General features: G+C 65.1%; 27 protein-coding genes. 8 read left to right on the plus strand and 19 right to left on the minus strand.

Features of this window, described 5'->3' with window-relative positions; translation table 11 throughout:
- The first annotated feature begins 93 nt into the window (after nt 1-93).
- Nucleotides 94-903, plus strand: coding sequence for a type I methionyl aminopeptidase (map, locus tag BMI89_RS09850; RefSeq protein ID WP_078541690.1), 810 nt, complete (start codon nt 94-96; stop codon nt 901-903).
- A 138-nt stretch (nt 904-1,041) separates the two neighbouring features.
- Here map and BMI89_RS09855 read toward each other — a convergent pair whose 3' ends face one another.
- The 3 genes from BMI89_RS09855 to BMI89_RS09865 are packed head-to-tail and all read right to left on the minus strand — an operon-like array spanning nt 1,042 to nt 3,466.
- The gene (locus BMI89_RS09855) at nt 1,042-1,710 is read right to left on the minus strand and encodes an HAD family phosphatase (protein WP_078570783.1); all 669 of its coding nucleotides are present in this window, start codon (nt 1,708-1,710) and stop codon (nt 1,042-1,044) included.
- Complete coding sequence (gene rsmD, locus BMI89_RS09860) at nt 1,707-2,270, minus strand: 16S rRNA (guanine(966)-N(2))-methyltransferase RsmD (protein ID WP_078570784.1); 564 nt, start codon at nt 2,268-2,270, stop codon at nt 1,707-1,709. Before rsmD ends, BMI89_RS09855 begins: the two co-directional genes overlap by 4 nt.
- A complete protein-coding gene (locus tag BMI89_RS09865) occupies nt 2,267-3,466 on the minus strand; it encodes an FAD-dependent oxidoreductase (protein WP_078570785.1) in 1,200 nt (399 codons plus the stop codon). The genes rsmD and BMI89_RS09865 overlap by 4 nt, the downstream gene beginning before the upstream one ends.
- Nucleotides 3,467-3,548: 82 nt before the next feature.
- Between BMI89_RS09865 and BMI89_RS09870 the strand changes: the two genes are divergently transcribed.
- Nucleotides 3,549-4,037, plus strand: coding sequence for a peroxiredoxin (locus BMI89_RS09870; RefSeq protein WP_078570786.1), 489 nt, complete (start codon nt 3,549-3,551; stop codon nt 4,035-4,037).
- Nucleotides 4,038-4,091: 54 nt separating this feature from the next.
- Here the strand turns inward: BMI89_RS09870 and BMI89_RS09875 are convergent, their stop codons facing one another.
- From BMI89_RS09875 to smc, 6 genes are all read right to left on the minus strand, one after another.
- Nucleotides 4,092-4,463, minus strand: coding sequence for a 4a-hydroxytetrahydrobiopterin dehydratase (locus BMI89_RS09875; protein ID WP_078570787.1), 372 nt, complete (start codon nt 4,461-4,463; stop codon nt 4,092-4,094).
- Nucleotides 4,464-4,520: 57 nt separating this feature from the next.
- Nucleotides 4,521-5,402, minus strand: a complete 882-nt coding sequence (locus tag BMI89_RS09880) for a mechanosensitive ion channel domain-containing protein (protein WP_078570788.1) — start codon at nt 5,400-5,402, stop codon at nt 4,521-4,523.
- A gap of 39 nt (nt 5,403-5,441) precedes the next feature.
- On the minus strand, nt 5,442-6,629 hold the full coding sequence (locus tag BMI89_RS09885; protein WP_078570789.1) for a GNAT family N-acetyltransferase: 1,188 nt from the start codon (nt 6,627-6,629) through the stop codon (nt 5,442-5,444).
- Nucleotides 6,630-6,686: 57 nt separating this feature from the next.
- Entirely contained in the window at nt 6,687-7,454 is a 768-nt protein-coding gene (locus BMI89_RS09890) for a glycerophosphodiester phosphodiesterase family protein (RefSeq protein ID WP_078550835.1), read from the minus strand.
- Entirely contained in the window at nt 7,451-7,906 is a 456-nt protein-coding gene (locus BMI89_RS09895; RefSeq protein ID WP_078541698.1) for a RidA family protein, read from the minus strand. Before BMI89_RS09895 ends, BMI89_RS09890 begins: the two co-directional genes overlap by 4 nt.
- Before the next feature lie 132 nt (nt 7,907-8,038).
- Complete coding sequence (smc, locus tag BMI89_RS09900; RefSeq protein ID WP_078570790.1) at nt 8,039-11,497, minus strand: chromosome segregation protein SMC; 3,459 nt, start codon at nt 11,495-11,497, stop codon at nt 8,039-8,041.
- Between the two features lie 238 nt (nt 11,498-11,735).
- Here smc and BMI89_RS09905 point away from each other — a divergent pair, with 238 nt between their 5' ends.
- Together BMI89_RS09905 and BMI89_RS09910 are read left to right on the plus strand one after the other, a co-directional pair.
- Nucleotides 11,736-12,092 (plus strand): CidA/LrgA family protein, encoded by a 357-nt coding sequence (locus BMI89_RS09905; RefSeq protein WP_078570791.1) that lies wholly within the window; start codon nt 11,736-11,738, stop codon nt 12,090-12,092.
- Nucleotides 12,085-12,801, plus strand: coding sequence for an LrgB family protein (locus tag BMI89_RS09910; RefSeq protein ID WP_078522349.1), 717 nt, complete (start codon nt 12,085-12,087; stop codon nt 12,799-12,801). Before BMI89_RS09905 ends, BMI89_RS09910 begins: the two co-directional genes overlap by 8 nt.
- 10 nt (nt 12,802-12,811) lie before the next feature.
- Here BMI89_RS09910 and BMI89_RS09915 read toward each other — a convergent pair whose 3' ends face one another.
- The 7 genes from BMI89_RS09915 to BMI89_RS09945 form a co-directional block, all read right to left on the minus strand.
- Nucleotides 12,812-13,468: a trimeric intracellular cation channel family protein gene (locus BMI89_RS09915; RefSeq protein ID WP_078522350.1), complete on the minus strand. Its 657-nt coding sequence runs from the start codon at nt 13,466-13,468 to the stop codon at nt 12,812-12,814.
- On the minus strand, nt 13,465-13,929 hold the full coding sequence (gene rnhA, locus BMI89_RS09920) for a ribonuclease HI (protein WP_078570845.1): 465 nt from the start codon (nt 13,927-13,929) through the stop codon (nt 13,465-13,467). Before rnhA ends, BMI89_RS09915 begins: the two co-directional genes overlap by 4 nt.
- Nucleotides 13,922-14,527, minus strand: a complete 606-nt coding sequence (locus BMI89_RS09925) for a glutathione S-transferase family protein (protein ID WP_078550827.1) — start codon at nt 14,525-14,527, stop codon at nt 13,922-13,924. The genes rnhA and BMI89_RS09925 overlap by 8 nt, the downstream gene beginning before the upstream one ends.
- A gap of 4 nt (nt 14,528-14,531) precedes the next feature.
- Nucleotides 14,532-14,960 (minus strand): DUF3429 domain-containing protein, encoded by a 429-nt coding sequence (locus tag BMI89_RS09930; RefSeq protein WP_078570792.1) that lies wholly within the window; start codon nt 14,958-14,960, stop codon nt 14,532-14,534.
- Nucleotides 14,960-15,907 carry a 4-hydroxy-3-methylbut-2-enyl diphosphate reductase gene (gene ispH, locus BMI89_RS09935; RefSeq protein WP_078570793.1) on the minus strand — a complete coding sequence of 316 codons (948 nt, stop codon included), beginning with the start codon at nt 15,905-15,907 and terminating at the stop codon, nt 14,960-14,962. Before ispH ends, BMI89_RS09930 begins: the two co-directional genes overlap by 1 nt.
- Nucleotides 15,908-15,967: 60 nt before the next feature.
- Nucleotides 15,968-16,414, minus strand: a complete 447-nt coding sequence (locus tag BMI89_RS09940; protein ID WP_078570794.1) for a YqaA family protein — start codon at nt 16,412-16,414, stop codon at nt 15,968-15,970.
- A gap of 83 nt (nt 16,415-16,497) precedes the next feature.
- Entirely contained in the window at nt 16,498-17,061 is a 564-nt protein-coding gene (locus BMI89_RS09945) for an NYN domain-containing protein (RefSeq protein WP_078541707.1), read from the minus strand.
- 165 nt (nt 17,062-17,226) lie between these two features.
- Here BMI89_RS09945 and folK point away from each other — a divergent pair, with 165 nt between their 5' ends.
- The 4 genes from folK (at nt 17,227) to BMI89_RS09965 (ending at nt 21,096) form a co-directional block, all read left to right on the plus strand.
- A complete protein-coding gene (folK, locus tag BMI89_RS09950) occupies nt 17,227-17,772 on the plus strand; it encodes a 2-amino-4-hydroxy-6-hydroxymethyldihydropteridine diphosphokinase (protein WP_246832008.1) in 546 nt (181 codons plus the stop codon).
- 98 nt (nt 17,773-17,870) lie between these two features.
- Entirely contained in the window at nt 17,871-18,227 is a 357-nt protein-coding gene (gene rpoZ / locus BMI89_RS09955; RefSeq protein ID WP_078522357.1) for a DNA-directed RNA polymerase subunit omega, read from the plus strand.
- Between the two features lie 27 nt (nt 18,228-18,254).
- Nucleotides 18,255-20,387 (plus strand): bifunctional (p)ppGpp synthetase/guanosine-3',5'-bis(diphosphate) 3'-pyrophosphohydrolase, encoded by a 2,133-nt coding sequence (locus BMI89_RS09960; RefSeq protein ID WP_078570796.1) that lies wholly within the window; start codon nt 18,255-18,257, stop codon nt 20,385-20,387.
- 34 nt (nt 20,388-20,421) lie between these two features.
- Complete coding sequence (locus BMI89_RS09965) at nt 20,422-21,096, plus strand: DUF2062 domain-containing protein (protein ID WP_078570797.1); 675 nt, start codon at nt 20,422-20,424, stop codon at nt 21,094-21,096.
- Nucleotides 21,097-21,103: 7 nt separating this feature from the next.
- Here BMI89_RS09965 and BMI89_RS09970 read toward each other — a convergent pair whose 3' ends face one another.
- The 3 genes from BMI89_RS09970 to BMI89_RS09980 form a co-directional block, all read right to left on the minus strand.
- Nucleotides 21,104-21,349: a WGR domain-containing protein gene (locus tag BMI89_RS09970; RefSeq protein ID WP_078541711.1), complete on the minus strand. Its 246-nt coding sequence runs from the start codon at nt 21,347-21,349 to the stop codon at nt 21,104-21,106.
- A 104-nt stretch (nt 21,350-21,453) separates the two neighbouring features.
- A complete protein-coding gene (locus BMI89_RS09975; RefSeq protein WP_078570798.1) occupies nt 21,454-22,164 on the minus strand; it encodes a response regulator transcription factor in 711 nt (236 codons plus the stop codon).
- Nucleotides 22,161-24,065, minus strand: a complete 1,905-nt coding sequence (locus BMI89_RS09980; RefSeq protein WP_078570799.1) for a PAS-domain containing protein — start codon at nt 24,063-24,065, stop codon at nt 22,161-22,163. Before BMI89_RS09980 ends, BMI89_RS09975 begins: the two co-directional genes overlap by 4 nt.
- Between the last annotated feature and the right edge of the window lie 56 nt (nt 24,066-24,121).

Below are 24,121 nucleotides of genomic sequence, written 5' to 3' on the forward strand. Positions count from 1 at the left end.
ATAGGGCGCGGAACGGGGCGCGAAAAGCCCGGGCACTGGCCAAGCCCCGCTTTTGTGACTATCTAAAGGCCGAAACCCTTAAGGAGCAGACCGTTGGACGATACTCAGGGCCGCACCACGAAGGACGGAATCCGGATCTACGATCAGAGCGATTTTGCGGGAATGCGCGCCTCCTCGCAGGTGACGGCGCAAATTCTCGACGAGGTCGCCGATCTGGTGGAGCCGGGGGTCACGACCGCAGCACTCGACGCCTTCATCGAACGCCGCGTGGGCGAGCTGGGCGCGACCTCGGCGACCATCGGCTATCGCGGCTATCAGCACGCGAGCTGCATCTCGGTGAACCATGTCGTCTGCCACGGCATCCCGGGCGACAAGAAGCTGAAAGACGGCGATATCATCAATATCGACGTGACCGTGATCCTCGACGGCTGGTTCGGGGACAGCTCGCGCATGTATGTCGCGGGCAATCTGAGCCGCAAGGCCGAGCGTCTGATTCAGGTCACCCATGACTCGCTCATGGTCGGCATCGAGCAGGTGAAGCCCGGCAACACCTTTGGCGATATCGGCCACGCGATCCAGAAATTCGTCGAAAGCAACCGCATGTCGGTGGTGCGCGACTTCTGCGGCCACGGTGTGGGCAAGGTCTTCCACGCGCCGCCGAACGTGCTGCATTACGGGCGCGCAGGCACCGGCGCGATGCTCGAAGAGGGCATGATCTTCACGATCGAGCCGATGGTGAATCTGGGCCGCCCCGAGACAAAGGTTCTGGCCGACGATTGGACCGCCGTGACGCGGGACAAGTCGCTGAGCGCTCAGTTCGAGCATTCGGTGGGTGTGACCGCCGATGGCTGCGAGATCTTCACCACCTCGCCGGCGGGGCGTTTCCACCCGACCTGGCGCTGAGATTAGCTGTTGGTGGGGGCTCTGCCCCCACTGGCTGCGCCAGCCCTGCGCTTGCGCTTCGGGCGTTCGCCGGGGCGTCCTTCCACTGGAAGGCCGCTGACCCCGGCTCACCCCGGGATATTTCCGCCAAGAGGAAGATCAGGGATCGAGGCCGATGAGCCGCGGCACCTGGGCCATGTCGGTGAACAGTTCCGCCCCCTCCGCCGCGAGCTTCGGATTGTCGCCTTTCGGAGAGTAGCCGAGGCAACGCATGCCTGCGTTTTTCGCCGCGCGCGCGCCGGTGGCGCTATCCTCGAACACCACGCAGGCGGTCGGGTCAGCGCCCAGATGGCGCGCGGCATGGATGTAGAGATCGGGCTTCGGCTTGGGCAGTCCCATGTCCTGACCCGAGAACAGCAGCCCTTCGAGCCGCGTGCGGATATCCGGGTGCTGCCCGAGCGTCGCCTCCATCTTCGCCTGCCGCCCGTTCGAGCCGACTGCGAAGGGAATGCCCTCCGCATCGAGCCGGGCGAGAAGGCGCGGGATGCCGGGCATCAGCTCGGTTCCCTCGCGCAGCCGGGCGTAGAGCCCCTCGTAATAGCTGTCGACCCAGCCCTCGGGCAGGTCGGCCCCATGCGCGCGGCCCCATTGAAAGACATTCTCGATGGTGGAGCCGATGAAGGCGTCTTCCAGTTCGGAGATCGTCTTATGCACGCCGTAGCGGGCGAATTCTTCCTGGATCAGGTCGAAGGTCGCGGGCTCGCTGTCAACGAGCACCCCGTCGCAATCGAACAGGACGGCATGGGGGATCTTCGGGTGGTGCGTCATTCAGACATCCGGGCAAGGGTTACGAGCGTGTCGCCATAGCGGCGCTGGTCGAGCTGTTCGAGGCGGGCGGGCAGGATCGGCGGGGTGTTCTCTTCCCAAACGATCATCGCGCCCGGAGCGATCCATCCATTCTCGAGACAGGAGGCGAGGGCGCGTTCGCCCAGCCCCATCCCATAGGGCGGGTCGAGGAAGATCAGATCGTAGCCGGGGCCGCGATTGGGACCCATATTGGTCGCATCGCGCCGCCAGACATCGGTGACGCCCATCGCGCGCATCGCCTCGATATTGCGGCGCAGAAGTGCGCGGGCGGCGGTGCCGTCATCGACGAAGGCCACGCGGGCCGCGCCGCGCGACAGCGCCTCCAGCCCCAGCGCGCCGGTGCCTGCGAAGAGATCGAGCACCCGCGCCTCGGGCACCGGATTGCCATGCCCGCCATTCATCAGCAGGTTGAAGATCGACTCGCGCACGCGGTCGGTCGTGGGGCGCAGATGCGCATCCATGTCGCCTGCACCCACATCCGCCAGTTTCAGCCCGCGTTTCGCGCCTCCGATAATTCTCATTTCATCAGGGCTTTCAGCTCTGCCGTGGTTTCGACCGCCTCGGGCGTCACCGGCTTGCCCGCTTCGATTAGGCGCTTGCCGACCATATAGGCGCGCGCATCGTTGATCGCGTCCACCGCGATCAGGCGGCCTGCGCGGAAATACCAGAAGCTGCTGCCTTCGTCGTGGCGGCTGACGACCTGATCGTAGCCCGCATTGAGCCCGGCGATCTGCAGCTTCGCGTCGAACTGATCCGACCAGAACCACGGTTTGGGCGCGTAGGCGCGGCCTGTTCCCAGCATGTTCTCGGCGACCAGCTCGCCCATGTCGATTGCGTTGCCGACGGATTCGAGGCGGATACGTTCAGCGGCCCCGGGGAAGGAGGCGCAATCGCCCGCCGCCCAGATATGGGGCGCGGAGGTGCGGCCCTGCGCGTCGGCGGCGATGCCGTTTTCGCAATGGATACCGGCTTCGCGGGCGACCTCTTCGTCGGGGGTGATGCCGATGCCGACGATCACGAAATCGGCGGGCAATTCGCGCCCGTCCTCGAGGATCGCGCCGGTGACGGTCTCCTCGCCGGTCAGTCGCGTCAGGCCAACCCCTTCGAGGATTTCGACGCCGCGCCCGCGATGCAGCGCGCGGATCGCGTCTGCAGTTTCTTCGCAGGCGACGCGGCCGAGAATGCGCGGGGCGGCCTCGACCAGCGTGACCTCGAGGCCGAGCTTGCGCGCGACTGCCGCTGCTTCCAGCCCGATATAGCCGCCGCCGACCACTACGAGCCGTTTGCCTTCTGTGAAATGAGGCTGCATCCGGTCGACATCGGCGAGGTTGCGCACGGTGAAGACATTGCCCAGATCGCCACCGATCGCAGCGGGCAGACGGCGCGGCGTGGCCCCGGTGCAGAGCGCGAGTTCGGCATAATCCAGCGTCTCGCCATCTGACAGGGTGACCGTCTGCGCCTCGGCGTCGATCGCGGTGACGGAGGTGCCGAGCCGCAGCGTGATGTCGTTCTCCTGCCACCAGTCGGGGGCGCGCAGCGTCAGCCGTTCCAGTTCCATCTCGCCCAGCAGATAGGCCTTCGACAGGGGCGGGCGCTGGTAGGGTTGAATGGGCTCCGAGCCGATCACGGTGATCGCTCCGTCAAATTTCAGCGCCCGCAGTTTCGCGGCCATAGAGGCTGCGGCCTGTCCCGCGCCGACGATCACTATTCCGCTCATAACTTTCTCCACTGGCCCGGCTCGCGCCTGACCCTATATCGACGGGCGGAACAAGTGCAACGCGAACAAATCGGAGCTTTCTATGACCTTAACGACCGGCGACGTTCTTCCCGGCGCGACTTTCCTCGCCGTGGGCGATGAAGGGCCGCAACCCGTGAGCCTTGGCGACAAGATGAAGGGCCGCAAGATCGTGATCTTCGCCGTGCCGGGCGCCTATACGGGCGTCTGCACCACCGCCCATGTGCCCAGCTTCATCCGCACCAAGGACCAATTCGCCGAAAAGGGCGTGGACGAGATCATCTGCGTCTCGGTCAACGACCCCTTCGTCATGCAGGCTTGGGGCGAGGCAACGGGCGCGACCGAGGCGGGGCTGACCATGCTGGCCGACCCGGAAGCCGCCTTCACGCAGGCGATCGAGATGGACTTCACCGCGCCGCCCGCGGGTCTCATTAACCGCTCGAAGCGCTACGCGATGCTCGTCGAGGATGGTGTGGTCAAGCACCTGAATGTCGAGGAAAGCCCCGGCACCTGCGAGGCCTCGGCAGGCGAGGGGCTTCTCGCGGAACTCTGATCCGCCGCCCTGACAAAATGAAAACGCCCGGCCAAGGAGCCGGGCGTTTTTCGTTCAGTCTTGGTCTTTTTCGACCGGTTCGGTCAGTCGCATCACCGGGCGCCCGATATCGCGGTCGACCTCGGCGACGCCCTCGGCCAGCGAATCCAGCGCGCCTGCCAGTTCGATATCGAGGACGCTGACGCCGCCGCAATCATGGGTGGTCAGCGTGATCTCGAGCTTGTTGTAGACGTTGCGCCAGTCGGGATGGTGATCCATCTTCTCGGCGCAGAGCGCGGCTTGGCTCATGAACCCCCAAGCGGCGGAGAAATCCTTGAACAGAAGCCGCTTGATCAGGGCATCCTGCCCATCGGCCGCGCGCCATCCGGTATCTTCAAGCGCGTTCAGCAGCGCCTTGCGTTCCTCGGGTTCGAGCTTCGATGTCATCGCTTACTCCCTGATGCGTTAAGCTGGCCCGCAGCCTTGCAGCCCCGGGCCGCCAGTTCAAGCGGCGCCGCTTTCGCGGGTCACGCTGCGGGTCTCGATCTTAGGCACCTGCACCACTTCGAGCGTGCGCGTGGGGAAGGGAATGCCGATATCGTTCGCGTCGAACTCCACCTTGATCTTGCGGGTATATTCCGCCTGCAGGCCCCAGAAATCTTCCGTCTTGGCCCAGACGCGGAAGGTGAAATCGACCGAACTGTCGCCCAGTTGCTTCACCCGGATCACCGGCGCGGGTTCCGGCAGGGCGCGCGGATCGGAGAGCGAGATATTCTCCAGCACTTCCTGCGTCTTCTTCAGGTCCGCGTCATAGGCGACGCCGATGGTCAGATCCATCATCCGCGTCGGGTTGGCGGAGAAATTGGTGATCGCGCTCGACCAGATGTCGCTGTTGGGCACGATGATCTGGATGCCGTCATAGGTCGTCAGCACCGTGTAGAAGAGCTGGATCTCGGTCACCGTGCCGCTTTCCGAGCCCGCCGCGATGAAATCGCCTTGGCGGAACGGGCGGAACAGAATGATCATCACGCCCGCCGCAAGGTTCGAAAGCGTGCCTTGCAGCGCGAGACCGATAGCCAGACCGGCGGCACCGACAAGGGCGGCCAGCGAGGTTGTCTGAATGCCGAAGCGGTTGAGGATGAAGATCACTCCGATCGCGAGGATCAGGTATTTCACCATATTGCCGAGGAAGCCGAAGAGCGTGTCGTCCAGCCGTTTGTAGCGCTGCGACAGCGCCACGATGCGCCGTTTGGCCCAGGCCGAGATCGCCATCGCGACCAGCAGGATCACCAGCGCAGCCACCACATTCACCGCAACCATGATGGCCGCATCGATCCGATCCTGCGTCAGCCACGCGCTGACATCGGTCAGGTCATTGAAATTCATTCATAGCTCCCGTCATACGTCCTTTAACATTGCTACTTATCACGCCTGCTCATCGCTTCCACCCGAGGGGGCTCGGAACGGGCCCATTTCGGTAAGTATCTCGATATCTTCGTCCACGGCGGCGCGTTCGGCTTCCAAGTACTCCGCGACCGCGCCGCGCAGCCCTTCATGGCCGATCCAATGCACCGAATGGGTGGCCACGGGCAGGTAGCCGCGCGCCAGCTTATGTTCGCCCTGCGCCCCGGCCTCGACCCGGCTCAGCTTGTGCGCGATCGCGTAATCGACCGCCTGATGGTAGCAAAGCTCGAAGTGCAGGAAGGGGTGATCCTCGATGCAGCCCCAATAGCGCCCGAACAGCGCATCCCGCCCGATCAGGTTTAACGCGCCCGCGATCGGGCGGTCTCCGTTCATCGCCAGCACCAGAAGCACGTCGTCGCGCATTTCGTGCAGCAGGTCGAAAAACGCGCGGCTCAGGTAGGGGCGGCCCCATTTCCGCGCGCCAGTGTCCTGATAGAACTGCCAGAACGCATCCCAATGCTCGGGGCGGATATCGTCGCCCGTCAGCTGCACGATCTCGCCACCGAAAGCCTGCGCCCGCTGGCGTTCCTTGCGCAGCGTCTTGCGCTTGCGCGAACTCAGATCGCCAAGGAACTGCTCGAAGCTCTCGTAATCGTCGTTGAACCAGTGGAATTGCTGCCCGAGCCGCGGCAGCCAGCCCGCCTCGGCGGCAAGCTCCGCCTCGTCCTCGGTGCAGAAGGTCATATGGACCGACGAGACCCCGGCCCCTTCCGCGATCTGAGCCATCCCGGCCAGCAGCGCGCGGTCCCCGGCCTCTTCCAGCCCCGGCAGAACCAGCAGACGCCGCCCGGCCACGGGGGTGAAGGGCACCGCGCATTGCAGCTTGGGGTAATAGCGCCCGCCCGCACGCTCGAACGCATCGGCCCAGCCGTGATCGAAGACATATTCGCCCTGGCTGTGCGATTTCACGTAGAGCGGCGCGACGCCGATCACCCGATCGCCCATCCGCGCCACAAGATGCCGTGCGTCCCAGCCCGTGCCCGGACCGACCGAGCCGGAGGCCTCGAGGGCGGCGAGAAACCGATGCGTGGTGAACGGGTCGAACGCCCGCTCCCCATCCCCGATTTCGGGGCAGGCGCAGGCGTTCCAGTCTTCTTCACTTATTTCGGAAATATCCGAATAAAGCGTGATTTCAACGCTTTGATCCATTTTATCCCGGGTGGTTAGGCCATCCTTTGCCTGAATCTGTGCCCTGAGCGCGCGGCGTCAAGCCGGAAGCGCCGATAGGTAGCCTTCGAAGGTCACGTTATCGGCCACCCGACGCGCCAGCGCCTCCTCGTCGACCGAGCGGATCGTCCAGCACAGAACCGGCACGCCGAGCGATTTCAGCTCGGTCACTCGCAGCGCGTTCAGGTCCTTCGCCTCATGCGAGATGAAGGCCGCGCCGACACGCTCGAAATCGGGAATATGGCGCAGCTCGTCGCCGCGCGCTGCGGGCAGCAGCGCCCAGTCATTGGGCTGATAGGCCGAGGTCGTCAGCCCGACCGGAACGCCCGGGGCCAATTCGCCGAATGCCGCCACCGCATGCGGATTGAAGGACATCACCGCAACCGGGCCTTCGTAATCGCGCAGCAACAACGCTGTCGCCTCTTCCAGCGGACCGATCTGCTGGCCGAGCGCGCCGTCCTGATCCTTGATCTCAACCAGAAGCGGGACCTGCCCGTCGACAATTTTGAGCACCTCGGCGAGGGTCGGAATGCCCTCCTGCGTCCCGCTCAGATGGATCGCGGCAAGCTCTGCCGACGTGCGCTGGCGCACCGGGCCGCGCTCTGCGGTCAGCCGGTCCAGCGCGTAGTCGTGAAACACCATCGGCACGCCATCGGCCGAGAGTTGCACGTCGATCTCGATTCCATAGCCCGCCGCGATAGCCGCACGGATTGCGCCACGGCTGTTTTCGGGACGGCCGAGCGTGTAGTCGTGCAGCGCCCGATGCGCGATCGGAAGCCGGAGAAAATCAGGATGCAATGCCATCACGCGACCTCGAAAATCGCCTCGATTTCGACCGCGACGCCCATCGGCAGCGAAGCCGCCGAGACCGCCGAACGCGCGTGACGCCCCGCATCGCCGAAGACCTCGACCATCAGGTCCGAACAGCCGTTCACGACCTTCGGCTGATCGGTGAACTCAGGCGTCGAATTCACGAAGCCCACCAGCTTCACCACGCGGAGCTTGTCGAGATCGCCAATCGCCGCTTTCGCCTGCGCGATCAGCGCCAGCCCGCAGAACCGCGCCGCCATCGCGCCCTCTTCGACATCCATCCCGTCGCCGAGCTTGCCGCGGATCAGCCCCTCGGGACCGTTCGAAATCTGTCCCGAGACGAACAGTTGATTGCCGGTGCGCACGAAGGGCACGTAATTCGCCGCCGGTGCCGGGGCATCGGGAAGGTGAATTCCCAGCTCTTCGAGACGTGCTTCGATCTTGGCCATTGCGCTCTCCATGAAATTTCGCGGCGAGGCTAGGCGCGCGCCTTTTCTCCCGCAAGCGGAATCGCTTCTCTTCTTCTTGATCGAAATATCCCGGGAGCGCGCAGTATGCGCGGGGGCAGAGCCCCCTCTGCCTCAGGCCACCAGCGCCTCGGCCTTCTTCAGGTCGACCGAAACGAGCTGGCTCACGCCCTGCTCCTGCATCGTCACCCCGAACAGCCGGTCCATCCGCGCCATCGTCACCGCGTGGTGGGTGATGATCAGGAAGCGCGTATCGGTGCGCCGCGTCATCTCGTCGAGCAGGTCGCAGAAGCGCGTCACGTTGGCGTCGTCGAGCGGCGCGTCGACCTCGTCGAGCACGCAGATCGGGGCGGGGTTGGCCATGAAGACCGCGAAGATCAGCGCCATCGCGGTCAGCGTCTGCTCGCCGCCCGACAGCAGCGACAGCGTCGATAGCTTCTTGCCCGGCGGTTGGCACATGATCTCGAGACCGGCCTCCAGCGGATCGTCGCTTTCGACCAACTGCAGGTTTGCCGAACCGCCACCGAAGAGGTGGGTGAACAGGGTGCGGAAGTTCTCGTTCACCTGCTCGAACGCGGTCAGCAGACGCTCGCGCCCTTCGCGGTTCAGGCCCGAAATCCCGGCGCGCAGCTTGCGGATCGCCTCTTCGAGATCGGATTTCTCCTGCACCAGCGTGTCATGCTCTTCCTGCACTTCGCGGGCGTCTTCCTCGGCGCGCAGGTTCACAGCACCAAGGCTCTCGCGAAGCCGCTTGAGCCGGTTCACTTCCGCGTCGAGCTTCTCCGCGTCGGGCATCTTCTCGGGATCGGCATCGAGGCTTTCCAGAAGATCCTGCGGTGACTTCTCGGTCTCCTCGAGGATACGTTCGGCGGCATAGGCGACGGTTTCGCGGGCCGCGTCGACGCGGGCCTCGGCGCGGGCGCGGGCTTCGCGCGCCTCACCGGCCAGACGTTCGGCCTCGCGCTCGGCCAGCTGCGCCTCGCGCAGGGCACTTTCCGCGCTCGAAAGCTTGTCCGACGCCTCTGCCTGACGCGCTTCGGCGGTGGCGATGGCCTCCGACAGCTCGGCGCGTTTCGCGGCCAGTTCCTCGGGCGCGGCGGAGGCGTCCTTCAGCTCCGCCTCGCTCTCGATCTTGCGGGTTTCCAGCTCGGCAGAGCGTTTCTCGGCAGTCTCCAAGCGGTGCCGCCAGCCGGAGATTTCCTTGGTGATCTCCTGCCGACGCTTCAGCCGCGCCTCGCCCTCGCGGCGGATTTCGTCATGGGCAGAGCGCTTGGTCATCATCGTCATGCGCGCCGCTTCAACGGTCATCTTCACCGCCTCGACGTCGCCGCGCGCGGCGTCCAGATCGGGCAGGGAGGATTGCGCATTCTCCGCTTCGCGCAGTGCCATCCGCGCGCTGCCAGCCTCTTCCTCGTGGCGGGCGACGGCGAGCTGGGCGCTTTCCAGCTTGGAATTGGCGATGGAGCGATCGGCCTCGGCCCGGCTGAGCGCGCGGCCCGCTTCGGCCAGACGGCGATCGGCATCGCGGCGCGCCTCGCGGGCGGCGGCATCGGCGCGGGTGGCCTCGGCCAGCGCGGCGGTCAGTGCCTCATGGGCGGATTTCGCGCCCGAAGCGCGCGCCTCGGCCTCTTCCAGATCGCGCTTCAACTCCACCAGACGGTTGAGCTGTTGCAGGCGCAGCGCGGCGGCTGTCGGCGCATCCTCGGCGCCTGCGCGATAGCCGTCCCAGCGCCACAGGTCGCCCTCGGTCGAGACGAGCCGTTGGCCGGGGGCCAGTTGATCCTGCAGCCGCACGCCCTCGTCGTAATCCTCGACCAGACCGATCTGCGAAATCCGGCGGACCAGCACATCGGGCACATCGACATGGGCCGAGAGCGGCTCGACACCGACGGGCAGGGGCTGCGGCGTGGGGTAGTCGGGCAGGGCTTGCCAGCCGGTCGCGTCATCCTCGCCCACTTCCGGCGCGCGCAGGTCATCGGCGAGGGCAGCGCCAAGCGCCGCTTCGTAGCCGCGATCCACCCGGACGCGGTCGAGAATCTGCTGGCCGTTGGAGGCTTCGCGCTCGACCAGACGCGCGAGCGCCGACACCTCGGCGCGCAACGCCCCCGCTTCGCCCTCGGCTTCCGAGCGTGCCGCCCGGGCGGCGCTTTCGCGGCCCTGAGCCTCGGCGCGCGTGTCATCGGCTTGGCCAAGCGCTTCCTCGGCGGCTTCGGCGGCGGCCTGCGCCTGTGTCTGTGCGCCTTCTGCCGCCTCGAATTCGGTGTTCGCCTTCGCAAGCGCGGCGGCAGCGGTTTCGGCGGCTTGCTTCGCCTGCGCCGCGGCGGCTTCGGATTTCTCCGCCGTCGCGCGGTTGTCGGTGACGAGGCGCTGCGACGACTGGTGGCGGGCCGCGAGCCGCGCGACATCCTCGGTCAGTTCCGACAGTTGCGCCTCGCGCTCCTGCAGGATCTGCGCGGCCTCATGGGCTGCATCGACCGCCGCCGCCAGCTTGTCTTCATGCCCTTCGGAGGCTTTCGCGATCTGCGCCTGCTCCCATTCGAGCCGCCCGATCGTCTCGCCCGCATCGCGGTTGAGCCCCGCTTCGCGCTCCATGTCGCGCACGAGCTGTTCGATCCGAGCCTTCAGCGTCTCGATCCGCGCGATGGCCTGATCTTCCTGATCCGAGAGCGCGTCGCGTTGCACGGTGAGGCGCTGCAGGATCGCGCCCGCGATGGCCTCTTCCTCGCGCAGCGGCGGCAATGCGTCTTCCTTGCCCTGCCGGGCTTTGGCGGATTCGCGGGAGGCTTTCTCGGCCTGCGCGGCCCCGGCGACTTTCTCGCGATGCGCCTCTTCGGCAGTGGTGCGGGCCAGATCGGCTTCGCGCCAGCGGCGATACAGCAGCATCCCCTCGGCGCGGCGCAGCTCTTCGCCGATGGTGCGGTAGCGCGCGGCTTGGCGCGCCTGCCGGGCGAGGGTGGCCAGCTGCGAGGCGAGTTGCTCGATCACGTCATCGACGCGGGTCAGGTTCTGTTCGGCGCCGTTCAGCTTCAACTCCGCCTCGTGGCGGCGCTGATAGAGGCCCGAGATCCCGGCCGCTTCCTCGAGGATGCGGCGGCGGTTCTTCGGCTTGGCGTTGATGAGCTCGGAAATCTGGCCCTGCCGCACGAGCGCGGGCGAATGCGCGCCGGTCGAGGCATCGGCGAACAGCATCTGCACGTCGCGGGCGCGCACGTCCTTGGAGTTCACCTTATAGGCCGAGCCCGCATCGCGGGTGATCCGGCGCACGATCTCCAGCCCGTCGCTGTCGTTGAACCCGGAGGGCGCAAGCCGCTCGGTATTGTCGATCTGCAGCGCGACTTCCGCGAAATTGCGCGCGCCGCGCGACGAGGCACCGGCGAAGATCACGTCTTCCATGCCGCCGCCGCGCATCGCCGAGGGGCGGTTCTCGCCCATCACCCAGCGCAGCGCTTCCAAGAGGTTCGACTTGCCGCAGCCATTGGGCCCGACGACGCCGGTCAGCCCGTCATGGATCACGAGATCCGTGGGGTCCACGAAGCTCTTGAAACCGTTGAGACGTAGCCGAGAGAAGCGCAATTGCCGAACTTTCCGAATCTGACTGAGTTCTGAGAAGTGTCCGTAGAGCAGGCCTGCGAGTCAATGGGAAGACACCGCATCTGGCGATGATGAGGCTATTATCCACAATATATTGGCGCATTCTTGCGCAGCTATTGGGGCGCGAGATGCCCGCCGACGCAGTCGGGTATGCACCTCCGCTGTCTTTTCCTTTTGATCGCGGAGGCTTAGCATCAGGTGCGTCCCAAGGAGCCGACCGATGATCCCAGCCCTGTCCCTGATCCTCGCCTGCCAACTCGCTGGCGAGATCCTGTCCCGCGCCTTGCAGCTGCCGCTTCCCGGCCCGGTTCTGGGGATGATCTTCCTGCTGATCGCAATGAGCGTCTCAGGGAAGGTGCAGCAGATCGTGCGCCCCACGGGCCAATTCGTGTTGCAACACCTGTCGCTTCTCTTCGTGCCTGCCGGCGTGGGGATCGTCGCGCATCTTGGTGCGTTGCGCGAGCATGGGCTGGGGCTGGCGGTCGCGCTGGTGGTGTCGACGATGTTGGCGATCGTGGTGGGCGCGGCGGCCTTCGTCGCGGTGGCAAAGCTGACCCGGAGCGATGTCGATGACTGATCCGTTCAAGCTCTGGTCCTACCTGTCCTCCGAACCGCTCTTGTGGCTGTGGGCGACGCTGATCGCCTATTGGATCGGGGATACGATTTTCAGGCGCGTGAACCGCAGCCCCTTCGCCAATCCGGTGATGATCGCCGTGGTGATCCTCGGCGCGGTGCTCCTGATGACCGGCACGCCCTATCAGCGCTATTTCGACGGGGCGCAATTCGTGCACTTCATGCTGGGCCCGGCGACGGTCTGTCTTGCGGTGCCGCTGCATGCGAACCTGCCCAAGGTGAAACGCGCGCTGCTGCCGATTGCGGCGGGGCTGGCGGCGGGGTCGGTTACGGCCATCGTCTCGGTTCTGGCGATTGCGAAGGCGATGGGCGCGGGGCCTGAACTGCTCGCCTCGCTCGCGCCGAAATCGGTGACGGCCCCGGTGGCTATCGGGATTTCGCAATCGCTTGGTGGCGAGCCGTCGCTGACCGCTGCGCTGGTGATCCTCACCGGCATGATCGGGGCGATCACGGTGACGCCGATGCTCAACCTGCTGGGTTTTCGCGACTGGCGGGCGCGGGGCTTCGCGGTGGGTGTGGCCGCCCACGGGATCGGAACGGCGCGCGCCTTTCAGGTGCATGAGACTGCAGGCGCGTTTGCGTCCATCGGCATGGGGCTGAACGCGGTGCTGACCGCTTTCCTCGCGCCGGTGGTGCTGAGCTACTTCGGTTAATCGACTTCCGTCAGTATTGGCGCGGCGGGCGGGCCTTGTAGACCGGAAGCTTCCAGCCGAAACGCAGCGATCCGGCGCGCAGCGCAAAGGTCACGCCACCGCAGATCAAAAGCGCGATCAGCGTATCCGCCCCGAGCGCCGTCGCGATCACTGCGCTCATGGCCCCGGCAAACGCGCAGGAGAGATACAGCTCGCCCTGTTTGAGAACCAGCGGCACCTCGTTGCAGACCACGTCGCGCATCAGGCCGCCGAACGTGCCGGTGGCGATGCCCATGATCAGGACGATGACCGGGCCATGCTCCAGCCGCATCGTGATCGCGACGCCCGCAGGCACGGCGACCGCCAAGGCGCAGGCATCGAGCCACAGCAGCGCGCGGTAGCGGCTTTCCAAGAGATGCGCGGTGAAGAACACGACCACCGCCGCCCCTGCCGCGATCAGCACATAGGTGGGATCGCCGACCCAGAAGACCGGGTCGCGCCCCAGAAGCAGATCACGCAGCGTGCCGCCGCCGATAGCGGTCAGCGCGGCAATGAAGATGAAGCCCACGAGATCGAGCTGCTGGCGCGAGGCGACCAGCGCCCCGGTCAGCGCGAAGACCAGCACCGAGGCATAATCCAGCGCCGCGCCCAAGGGAAACTCCCCCAGCCAGTCGGGCAGGGCGGTCATTTTTGCTTGGCCGGTTTGAACGGCTCCATCCCGGCGCGGGCCAGCTCGTCGGCGCGCTCGTTCTCGGGGTGGCCCGCATGGCCCTTGATCCACTCCCACGTCACGCGATGGCGGCGTTGCGCCTCGTCGAGCCGCTGCCAGAGATCGACATTCTTCACCGGCTTCTTCGCCGCGGTCTTCCAGCCGTTGCGCTTCCAGCCGTGGATCCAGCCGGTCACGCCGTTCTTCACATAAGCGGAGTCGGTGGTGATCGTGATCGCGGTATCGCGGGTCAGGGTCTCCAGCGCGTTGATCGCGGCCAGAAGCTCCATCCGGTTATTGGTGGTCTCGGCCTCGCCGCCCTTCAGCTCGCGCTCCTTGACGACGCTGTCGCCGTCCATCGCGCGCATCAAGACGCCCCAGCCGCCCGGGCCGGGATTGCCGCTGCACGCGCCGTCCGTCCATGCGAAAAGCTCAGGCATCGAGACCCACATAGCCGTCGAGCGCTGCGATCCGGTCGAGCCAGCGGCGCAACGCCGGGAAAGGCTCGAGATCATAACCGCCGCGGGTCTCGGCGGTATGGGTGTAGGCGTAGAGGCAGATATCGGCGAGGCTCATCGTGTCGCCCGCGAGCCAATCGGCCTGCTCCAGCCGCTGTTCCATGATGCCCAGCAGGACGTGGCCGCGCACTTCCAGCGCGTCGAGCGTCTCCTGCGTGCGCTCATGGGCGCGATGCGGATAGCACAGGATCGCGGCGCGCACGGCGATGACGCCCTCGTGCTGGTTCTGCTCCCAGAACATCCACGACAGCATCTGCGCGCGGGCGAACCGGTCCTCTGGGATGAAGCGCGAGCCCTCGCCGAGATAGGTCAGGATCGCGTTGGACTCCGCGAGTACCCGCCCGTCGTCGAGATGCAGCGCCGGCGCCCGACCGAAGGGCAGCGCGCCGCTTTCATGAGCCTCGGCCAAGGCGTCGGTGTCATACTCGACATCGATCTTGTCGTAGCTCTGACCGAGAAGCGCCATCAGCAGACGCACCTTGTAGCTGTTGCCCGAGGAGGGCATCGAATAAAGCTTCATCTCGTTACGTCCTCACAAGCGCGATCAGGCAGGCGACGACGACGACCGTCAGGCCGATGCGCAGTTTGAGCCACCAGCGCGGTGTGTGGCCGAATTTCTGGAACAACCAGTCGAGCGGCAGCAGCGCGAGGAAGCCCAGAATCAGCACGAAATTCACCGGCATCCCGAGCGCCACGAAGGCGATGAAGAAGATGACCGGAGCGACGGCAAGGAAATAGCCGGTCTCCCATTCCGCGCTCGCGGCGAAGCCCCAGAGGCTGCCCGCCATGAAGCAGAAGATCATCAGACCATAGGCAAGCACCGCCACACGCGGGTCCGCGATGAAGGCGAATTGGCCGGTCTGCACGACCAGCACGCCCCAGAGGAACGGGATCAGCCCGGCAAGGCCAAGGAGCAAAGCGCCGCCGGGGATTTTCGGGCCGATTTCGCGCATCACGACGCCTCTCTCAGCACGCGGGGCACCTTGAATTCGATGTCCTCGCGGGCGGTTTCGATCTGGTCGACGGTCAGGTCATAGCGCTGGCGGAAGGAGTCGATCACCTCGTCGATCAGCACTTCCGGCGCGCTCGCGCCCGCGGTCACGCCGACCGTCTGCACACCTTCCAGCGCGCGCCAGTCGATATCCGCGGCGCGCTGCACGAGTTGCGAATAGGCGCAGCCCGAGGCTTTGCCAACCTCGACCAGACGGCGCGAGTTGGACGAGTTCGGCGCCCCGATCACGAGCAGCGCGTCTATCTGATCGGCCATCGCCTTCACCGATGCCTGACGGTTGGTGGTGGCGTAGCAGATGTCTTCCTTGGCGGGGCCGACGATCTTCGGAAAACGGTCCTGCAGCGCGGCCACGATCGCCGCCGTGTCATCTACCGACAGCGTGGTCTGGGTGATGAAGGCCAGCCGATCGGGATCGCGCGGCGTGATCTTGGCCACGTCCTCGACCGTCTCGACCAGCAGTACCTCGCCATCGGGCAGCTGCCCCATCGTGCCCAGCACTTCCGGGTGGCCGGCATGGCCGATCATGACCATCTGCAGCCCCTCGTTCGAGTGCCGCTCGGCTTCCTTGTGGACCTTGCTCACCAGCGGGCAGGTCGCATCGACATAGATCATCTCGCGCCGCGACGCCTCGGCGGGCACCGATTTCGGCACGCCATGGGCCGAGAAGATCACCGGCCGGTCATCGGGGCATTCGTCGAGCTCTTCCACGAAGACCGCGCCTTGGTCGCGCAGGCTGTCGACGACGTATTTGTTATGCACGATCTCGTGGCGCACATAGACCGGTGCGCCCCATTTCTCGATCGCCATCTCGACGATCTTGATCGCTCGGTCGACGCCCGCGCAAAAGCCGCGCGGGGCCGCCAGATAAAGGGTCAGGGAGGGTTTCATCGCGCGCTCCTTTGTTCGGGTTCAGACCTAAAGCGCCGTCCGCCTCGCGTCCAGAGGCGATCAGCTTGCGAGTTTGATCGCTTCCGCCGTCAGCCAGGCCAGCACCGCGTAGCGCCCGGCCTTGGCCACGAAGACCAGCGGAATGAAGAGCCAGAGCGACATGCGCAGGATGCCGGAGATCAGGCAGATCAGATCGCCGCCGGGGGCCCAGCTCAGCAACAGCAGCCCGATCCCCCAGCGCTTGAACCAGCGATGGCCGCGCGCGAGCTGCGCTTCGGAGGCGGGAAACCATTTGCGGTCTTTCCAGTGGGTGACGCCCAGTCCGATCACGTAGGTGACGAGCGAGCCGATCGTGTTTCCCACGGCGGCGATGAGGATCATCAGCCAGATATTTTGTGTGCCAAGCGTCTGCAGCGCGACGAATACGAGCTCCGACTGGAACGGGATCGGCGTCGCCGCCAGAAGCGCCGAGACGAAGAGGCCGAAGAGGGAGACGTTTTCGAGCATAAAGCTTTCCGCAATGACAAAGGGCGCGCAGGTGAACCGCACGCCCCTTCAATCACGAATTACGGGTCGCGTCAGGCCCCGGATCAGCTCTCGTCGCCGTTCTCGTCCTCGCGCGGCTCGCGCGGCGGGCGACCGATCACTTCGCGCAGCGCGTCGAGTTCGATGAAATTGTCGGCCTGACGGCGCAGCTCGTCGGCGATCATCGGCGGCTGCGAGCGGATCGTCGAGACGACCGAGACGCGGCAGCCCTGACGCTGAAGGCTTTCGATCAGCGGACGGAAATCGCCATCGCCCGAGAACAGCACGATATGATCGAGGCGCGGTGCGAGTTCCATCGCATCGACGGCCAGCTCGATATCCATATTGCCCTTCACCTTCCGGCGACCCATGGAATCCGTGTATTCCTTGGCCGGTTTGGTGACCATCGCGAAGCCGTTGTAATTCAACCAATCCACGAGCGGTCGGATCGGCGAATATTCTTCACTCTCCAGAAGAGCGGTGTAATAGAACGCGCGGACGAGTTTGCCGCGGCGTTCGAATTCTTGTCTCAACAGCTTGTAATCAATATCAAAGCCAAGCGCCTTGGCGGCCGCATAGAGATTAGATCCGTCAATGAACAGGGCGAGCCGTTCGTCCTTGTAGAACATACAGTCCTCTTGCACAGGTAGGGTGGACCAGTTCGCGCAGGTGCCGATACGGAAAGTATAGCCGCATCAATTGTGTTGCACAGGCGGGGAGGGCCGACCAGATTTATCTAGGACATATCGCATTTCGCGAGGGAAACGGAATCTGTCTTTATGGACACTAACTATTTGGTCGCTTTCGGGGCGAATCTACCAAGCCAATTCGGGTCTCCTCGCACTACGCTCTGCGCCGCGATCGAGCGGCTCGAGCAATTGGGGTTTTCCTTGGTTGCCGCCAGTCGGTTCTGGTCGACGCCTGCCGTTCCCGAAGGGTCCGGTCCCGATTTCGTGAACGCTTGTTGCAAAATGCGAAGCAGTTTGCAACCGCGCGATGCGCTCGCGCAACTTCATGGAGTCGAAGAAGAATTTGGCCGTGTGCGGGAAGGTCGTTGGAGCGCGCGTGTTGTCGATATCGACCTGATCGCCTCGGAGGATCGGGTTCTGCCGGAACGCGAGAGCTTTCTGCGCTGGAAAAACCTTCCGCCGGAGGCGCAGCAGCGCGACGCCCCGACCGACCTGATCCTGCCGCATCCGCGCTTGCAGGACAGGGCTTTCGTGCTGATTCCCTTGGCCGAAATCGCGCCGCTCTGGCGCCACCCGATCACGGGCGACAGCGTGATGGAAATGCTCGCCGCCCTTCCCGAGGCGGAAAAATCCCCGATTTCCCCTCTGTAACGTGGTCAAAACCCTGCGGACGGGCCGGATGGGCGCTTGTGTTTCTGCACTGCAAAGCCTAAGTAGGGCCCTCAATCCGAGTTCTTCTGGAGAGATTCATGGCCCGCGTGACGGTTGAAGATTGCGTTGACAAGGTTCCGAACCGCTTCGAGCTGGTAATGCTCGCTTCGCATCGTGCCCGCGAAATCGCTGCTGGCGCTCCCCTCACGGTCGAGCGTGACAACGATAAAAACCCCGTCGTCGCTCTGCGCGAAATCGCCGAGGAGACCCAATCGGCCGAGGATCTGCGTGAGCGTCTCATCGAGAGCAACCAGACCCAGATTGAGGTCGACGAGCCCGAAGAGGACTCGATGGCGATGCTCATGGGTGGCGAGAGCCCCGATCGTGCCGTCGAAGACGACATGAGCGAAGAGCGTATGCTGCGCGCGCTGATGGACGCGCAGGGGCGCGAATAATCCACTGATTGGCTGGAACGAGCGCGAATGATCGACGTCGAAGACCTGATCGCGCTCGTCCGCAATTATAATCCCAAGACCGATGCGGATCTGATCCGGAAGGCCTATGCCTACGGAAAAGACATGCATGAAGGGCAGTTCCGGCATTCGGGCGAGCCCTATTTTTCGCATCCCGTCGCGGTGGCGGCGATCCTGACCGAGCAGCGTCTGGATGATGCGACAATCGTCACCGCCCTTTTGCACGACACGATCGAAGACACGCGCTCGACCTATGGCGAAGTGTCCGAGATGTTCGGCGAGCAGATTGCCGAGCTGGTCGATGGCGTCACCAAGCTGACCAATCTGCAACTTTCGAACGCGGCCTCGAAGCAGGCGGAGAACTTCCGCAAGCTGTTCATGGCGATGTCGAAAGACCTGCGGGTGATCCTCGTGAAGCTCGCCGACCGTCTGCACAACATGCGCACGATCCGCTCGATGCGGGCCGAGAAGCAGGCGCAGAAAGCGCGCGAGACGATGGAGATCTACGCGCCGCTCGCAGGCCGGATGGGTATGCAATGGATGCGCGAGGAGCTTGAAGACCTCGCCTTCAAGGTGCTCAACCCCGAGGCACGCACCTCGATCATTCGGCGCTTCGTCAGCCTGCAGAAGGAAACCGGCGATGTGATCCCGAAGATCACCGCCGACATCCGCGCGCTGCTCGAAGACGAGGACATCGACGCCGACGTCTTCGGTCGCGCGAAGCGGCCCTATTCGATCTGGCGCAAGATGGAGGAGAAGCAGCTCACCTTCTCGCGCCTGTCGGATATCTACGGTTTCCGCGTCATTACCCGCACCGAGATGGATTGCTACCGGGTGCTGGGCCTGATCCACCACCGCTGGCGCGCGGTGCCGACCCGGTTCAAGGATTACATCAGTCAGCCGAAGACCAACGGCTACCGCTCGATTCACACCACCGTTTCGGGGCGTGACGGCAAGCGCGTCGAGGTGCAGATCCGCACCCGGCAGATGCACGAAGTGGCCGAGGCCGGCGTCGCGGCGCACTGGTCATATCGCGACGGCGAGCGGGCGCAGAACCCCTTCGCGGTCGATCCGGCGAAATGGCTCGCCTCGCTCAGCGAGCGATTCTCGGACCCCGATGGCGATGGCGATCACGACGAGTTTCTCGAGAACGTCAAACTCGAGATGTATTCCGATCAGGTCTTCTGCTTCACCCCGAAAGGCGATGTGGTGAAGCTTCCCAAGGGCGCGACCCCGATCGATTTCGCCTATGCGATCCACACGCGGATCGGCAATAGCTGCGTCGGTGCCAAGGTCGATGGCATCCGCGTGCCGCTCTGGACCCGGCTGAAGAACGGCCAATCGGTCGAGGTGATCACCGCCTCGGGCCAGCGTCCGCAGCTGACCTGGCTCGATATAGTGGCGACCGGGCGCGCCAAGGCCGCGATCCGCAAATCACTGCGCGAGGAAGATCGCGACCGCTTCATCAAGCTGGGGCAGGAACTGGCGCGGGTGGCCTTCGAGCATGTCGGCCGCCGCGTGACCGACAAGGCGCTGCGCACCGCCGGCAAGGCGCTGGGGATCGGCGATCAGGACGAGGTTCTCGCCCGGCTCGGCTCTGCCGAACTGGCGGCCTCGGACGTGCTCGACGCGCTGTATCCGGAGCTTGCCCAACGCCGCGAAGGCACCGAGATCGAGCCGACCCGCGCCGTTCTGGGCCTCGGCGCCGATCAGAGCTTCCGCCGCGCCGATTGCTGCCAGCCGCTGCCGGGCGAGCGCATCGTCGGCATCACCTATCGCGGCAAGGGCGTGGTGATCCACGCGATCGATTGCCCCGCGCTCGAAGAGTTCGAGGATCAGCCCGAACGCTGGGTCGATCTGCATTGGAAGACCGGGCAACACCCGCCCGCCTATACCGCGACCCTAAAGGTCACGATCTCGAACGATGCGGGCGTGCTGGGACATATCTGCACATTGATCGGTCAGCAGAAGGCAAATATTTCGGACCTCGACTTTGTGGAGCGTAAGCCGGACTTCTATTCGGTTCTCGTCGAGGTCGAACTGTGCGATGCAGAACATATGCATCGCCTGCTTACCGCCTTGGAGGCGGAGAGCGACGTGGCACAGGTGGAGCGGATCAGAAACCTGTCGCGCAAACCCTGACGCACACGGCGCAGGGGGGAGAAAGGACGGCAGCGTGGTCTTCAGACGGCGCGAAAAACGGGGGGTTTGGGCCAACCTGCGCGAGGCGATCTGGCCGCGTTCGGGCTGGTCCCGGGCTTTCCAGTACGTCAAGCACCGGGTCAACCGGCTTCCCGACCGACCGCACCGGATCGCGCGTGGCGTCTGGGCCGGGGTCCTGGTCTCTTTCACGCCGCTCTTTGGATTTCACTTCGTCAGCGCCGCGGCCGTGGCCTGGATCATGCGCGGCAATATCCTCGCGGCGATCCTTGCCACCTTCTTCGGCAACCCGGTCACCTTTCCGATCATCGCGGTCTTCTCGACGAAGCTGGGTCACAAGATCCTCGGCGACCGGCTCGATCATGGCGGAGAACCGGAAAGCCTGCTGCAGACCTTTCAGGCGGCGAGCCACGATCTGCTGCATAACTTCTGGGCGATGTTCACCCCCGAGCATGCGGAATGGAGCGGGCTGGAGCGGTTCTTCACCGATGTCTGGCTGCCCTATCTGATCGGCGGGATCGGTCCCGGCGTGATCGCGGCGACGATTTGCTACTACGTGTCGCTGCCGATCATCACGGCCTATCAGAACCGTCGCCGCAGCAAGCTGAAGGCGCGGCTGGAGAAGATGCGGGCGAAGATCAAGCGCGAGGAACGCGCGGCGGCGGAGAAAGCAGAGAACTCCGAAGACTGAGTAGGGCTCAGGCCTGCGCTTCGCCCGCGCCCGCTTCGCTCAGCGCATAGCCGCGGCGCTGCGCCCGGCGACGAAACCGCTCCGCCGCATGGACTGCGTCGCGCAGGTTGGAGAACCACCGAAGACAGGACGCGCCGGTCTGGCCCTGCAGGCCCCATTCGCGCAGCACAGTATATTCCCCGAACAGGTTGTCGGAGACTTCCACGCGATAGAACCGTCGCGACGTCGGCGTGTGAAGAAGGAGGTTGAGCATGGCAGTGCCCCTGTATCCCGATTTCGTGAAGTGAATCAGAGCGGGGCAGTTTTGGCCAGCGAAAAGAGGTTAACGCCTTGATGTCCGCGCTAGAGGCGGTGTCGTCAGCTCCAGCGGACCTCGCCCAGGAAGATATAGCCTGCGCCGTAGATGGTCTTGATAAGGCGCGGGTTTTTCGGATCTTCGCGAAGCTTCGTGCGCAGCCGCGAGATCCGCACATCCATGGCCCGGTCGAAGCTTTCTCCTGCCGCACCGCCCAAGCTTTCCTGCATCTGCGCGCGGGTGATCAGCCGGTTCGGGCTTTCTAGAAACAGTCGCAGCACTTCGCCTTCGGCATGAGAGAACGACGTCTCGGCCCCGTCCTCCGCCACCAGCAGGTAGCGGTCGAAATGTGCGGTCCAGCCTGCGAAATGGGCGGTCTGCGCCTGCGCCGGGCCTTCGTTGCGTCCCTTGCGCAGGCGCGCGCGGATGCGGGCCACGACCTCGGCCGGATCGAAGGGTTTGATGATGTAGTCATCCGCGCCAAGCTCCAGCCCCGTCACCCGGTCCTGCACCTGCGCGCGGCCCGAGATGATGATGATCGCGGCGCCGGATTCCAGTGCCAGCCGATGCACCAGCGCCAGACCGTCGCGATCGGGCAGGCCAAGATCGACGAGGCAGACATCGGGCGAGGAGCGCTTCAATCCGGCTTCGAACTCGGTCGCGCGGCCGTAGCAGGTCGTGCGGAACCCGGCCTCTTCGAGCGCGTCGGAAAGCATCCGGCGGATTTCGGGCTCGTCGTCGAGGATCGCGACAAGGGGATGGTCGGCACTCATCGAGGCACTCCCGCAAGCAGCGCCGCAAGCTGCGCGGCGGTAAAGGGTTTCTGAAGGACCGGGCAGGGGGCCTGCGCGCGCAGCGCATCGCCCGGCGGCAGCGAGGTCATCAGGATCATGGGAACCTGATTGCGGATTTTGCGGGCAAGATCCACCCCGCTGCGCGGTCCGGGCAGCTGGATATCCGAGAGGACCAGCGCGATATCGGGCAGGTTCAGAAGCGCCTCGGCCTCGGCGATCGTGCCCGCCTCGACGACCGTGTGATCCATCGCCCGCAGCATGTCGCGGGTGCTAGCGCGAATGTCTTCGTCATCCTCGACCAGCAGCACCATCATCGGCTCGGCTTGGCGGGCGGCGGGTTTCAGCGGCAGGCGCATCGTGACGCGCGCGCCGTCCTCGGTATTGGCCAGCCGCAGCGTGCCGCCCGCGAGCTTGGTCTGGTCATAGACCATCGACAGGCCGAGCCCGGAGCCCTCATTGCCCTTGGTCGTGAAGAACGGATCGAGCGCATGTTCGAGCGCCTCATCCGAGAACCCGCCGCCCTGATCGGTCACTGCGATTTCGACCCATGTATCGCGCACCGCGCGGGCCTCGATCCGGATCGTGCCGCCCTCGGCGCGCATCGCGTGATTTGCGTTCAGGATCAGGTTCAGCAGGCTGTCCTGCAACGGGCCGGGATCGAGCAGGATCGGGTCTTTCAGGTCGCAATTGTCGAAATCGAGCGTCACCGGATCATGGAGCGTAGGCCCCGCCATCGCGGCGAGATCGTCGAAGAGATCGTCCAGCACCACCGCCTGCGGGCGCAGCTCGCGCGGGCCGGAGATCGCGGCGATCCGGTCGAGAAGCGTGCCGCCGCGCCGCGCCGCGCCAAGGGTCGCCCGGATCGCGTCTTGCGCGTCGGCGGGTAGCCCTTCCATCCGTTCGAGCCGCCCCTGCAAACCGAGGATGATCGTCAGCAGATTGGCGAAGTCATGCGCGAGCCCCGAGGAGAGCTGCGCGGCCAATTCGCGCTTCGCCGATTGCGCGAGTGCTGCGCGGGCCTGCGCCTCATGCGTGACGTCGGTGGAGAGAATGTAGACCCCGCTCACCTCGTTCTTGCTGGCAAGATCGGGGGTCAGCGCGACGCGGATGCGCCGGCCAGACGGGTCATGGGTGATCTCGACGACGCTTGCCTCGCCCGCCAGCGCGCGCCGGAACCCGGGTGTGATCTTGCGATAGGTCTCGGGGCCGAGCGCCTCGCTCGCGTGGTGGCCGACCGCATTGGCGAGCGATCCGGGCATCACGGTCGACAGGCGCCTGTTGGAGAAGGTGTAGATCAGGTTGCGATCGACGCGCGCGATATGAGCGGGCATCATCTCGGTCACCTGCCGCGTGCGGGCTTCGGTGATGGCCAGTTGGCGCGAAGTCTCCTCCAGCGCCATGTTGGTCGCCGCAAGTTCCCGGTTCGCCGCCGCCAGCGCCTCGGCATGGTCGAGCAACTGGTCTGACAATTCCTCGGACCGCGCGCGCAACAGCGCCTCTTGCCGCTTCACCGGCGTGATGTCGGTGTAGACCGTGACCCAGCCGCCTTCGGGCAGCGGCGCGCCTTCGACCGAGATCGTGCGCCCGTTCGCCCGCTGGCGCTCCATGTAATGGGCCTCGAAGGCGCGGGCGGTCTCGACCCGTTCGCGGACGGCGGCCTCGATATCGTCGACCTCGCCATATTCGCCCCGCGTGACGAGGAAGCGAATCGTGTCCTCGAAGGTGGTGCCGGGCTGGGTCAGCGTATCGGGCAGGTCGAACATCAGCTGATATTGCCGGTTCGACACGGCCAGCCGCAGATCGCTGTCGAAGATCGACAGCGCCTGTCCGATCAGGTTCAGCCCCGCCTGTGTCAGCCGCTCGCGGCTCGTTTCGCTCACCTCGCCCCTCCCGCTCCTTGGCTTTTGCTACCACCGGCGGGCGGCGCGGCAAAGCG

This window comes from Thioclava sp. F36-7 (assembly GCF_002020075.1).
Classification (GTDB): domain Bacteria; phylum Pseudomonadota; class Alphaproteobacteria; order Rhodobacterales; family Rhodobacteraceae; genus Thioclava; species Thioclava sediminum.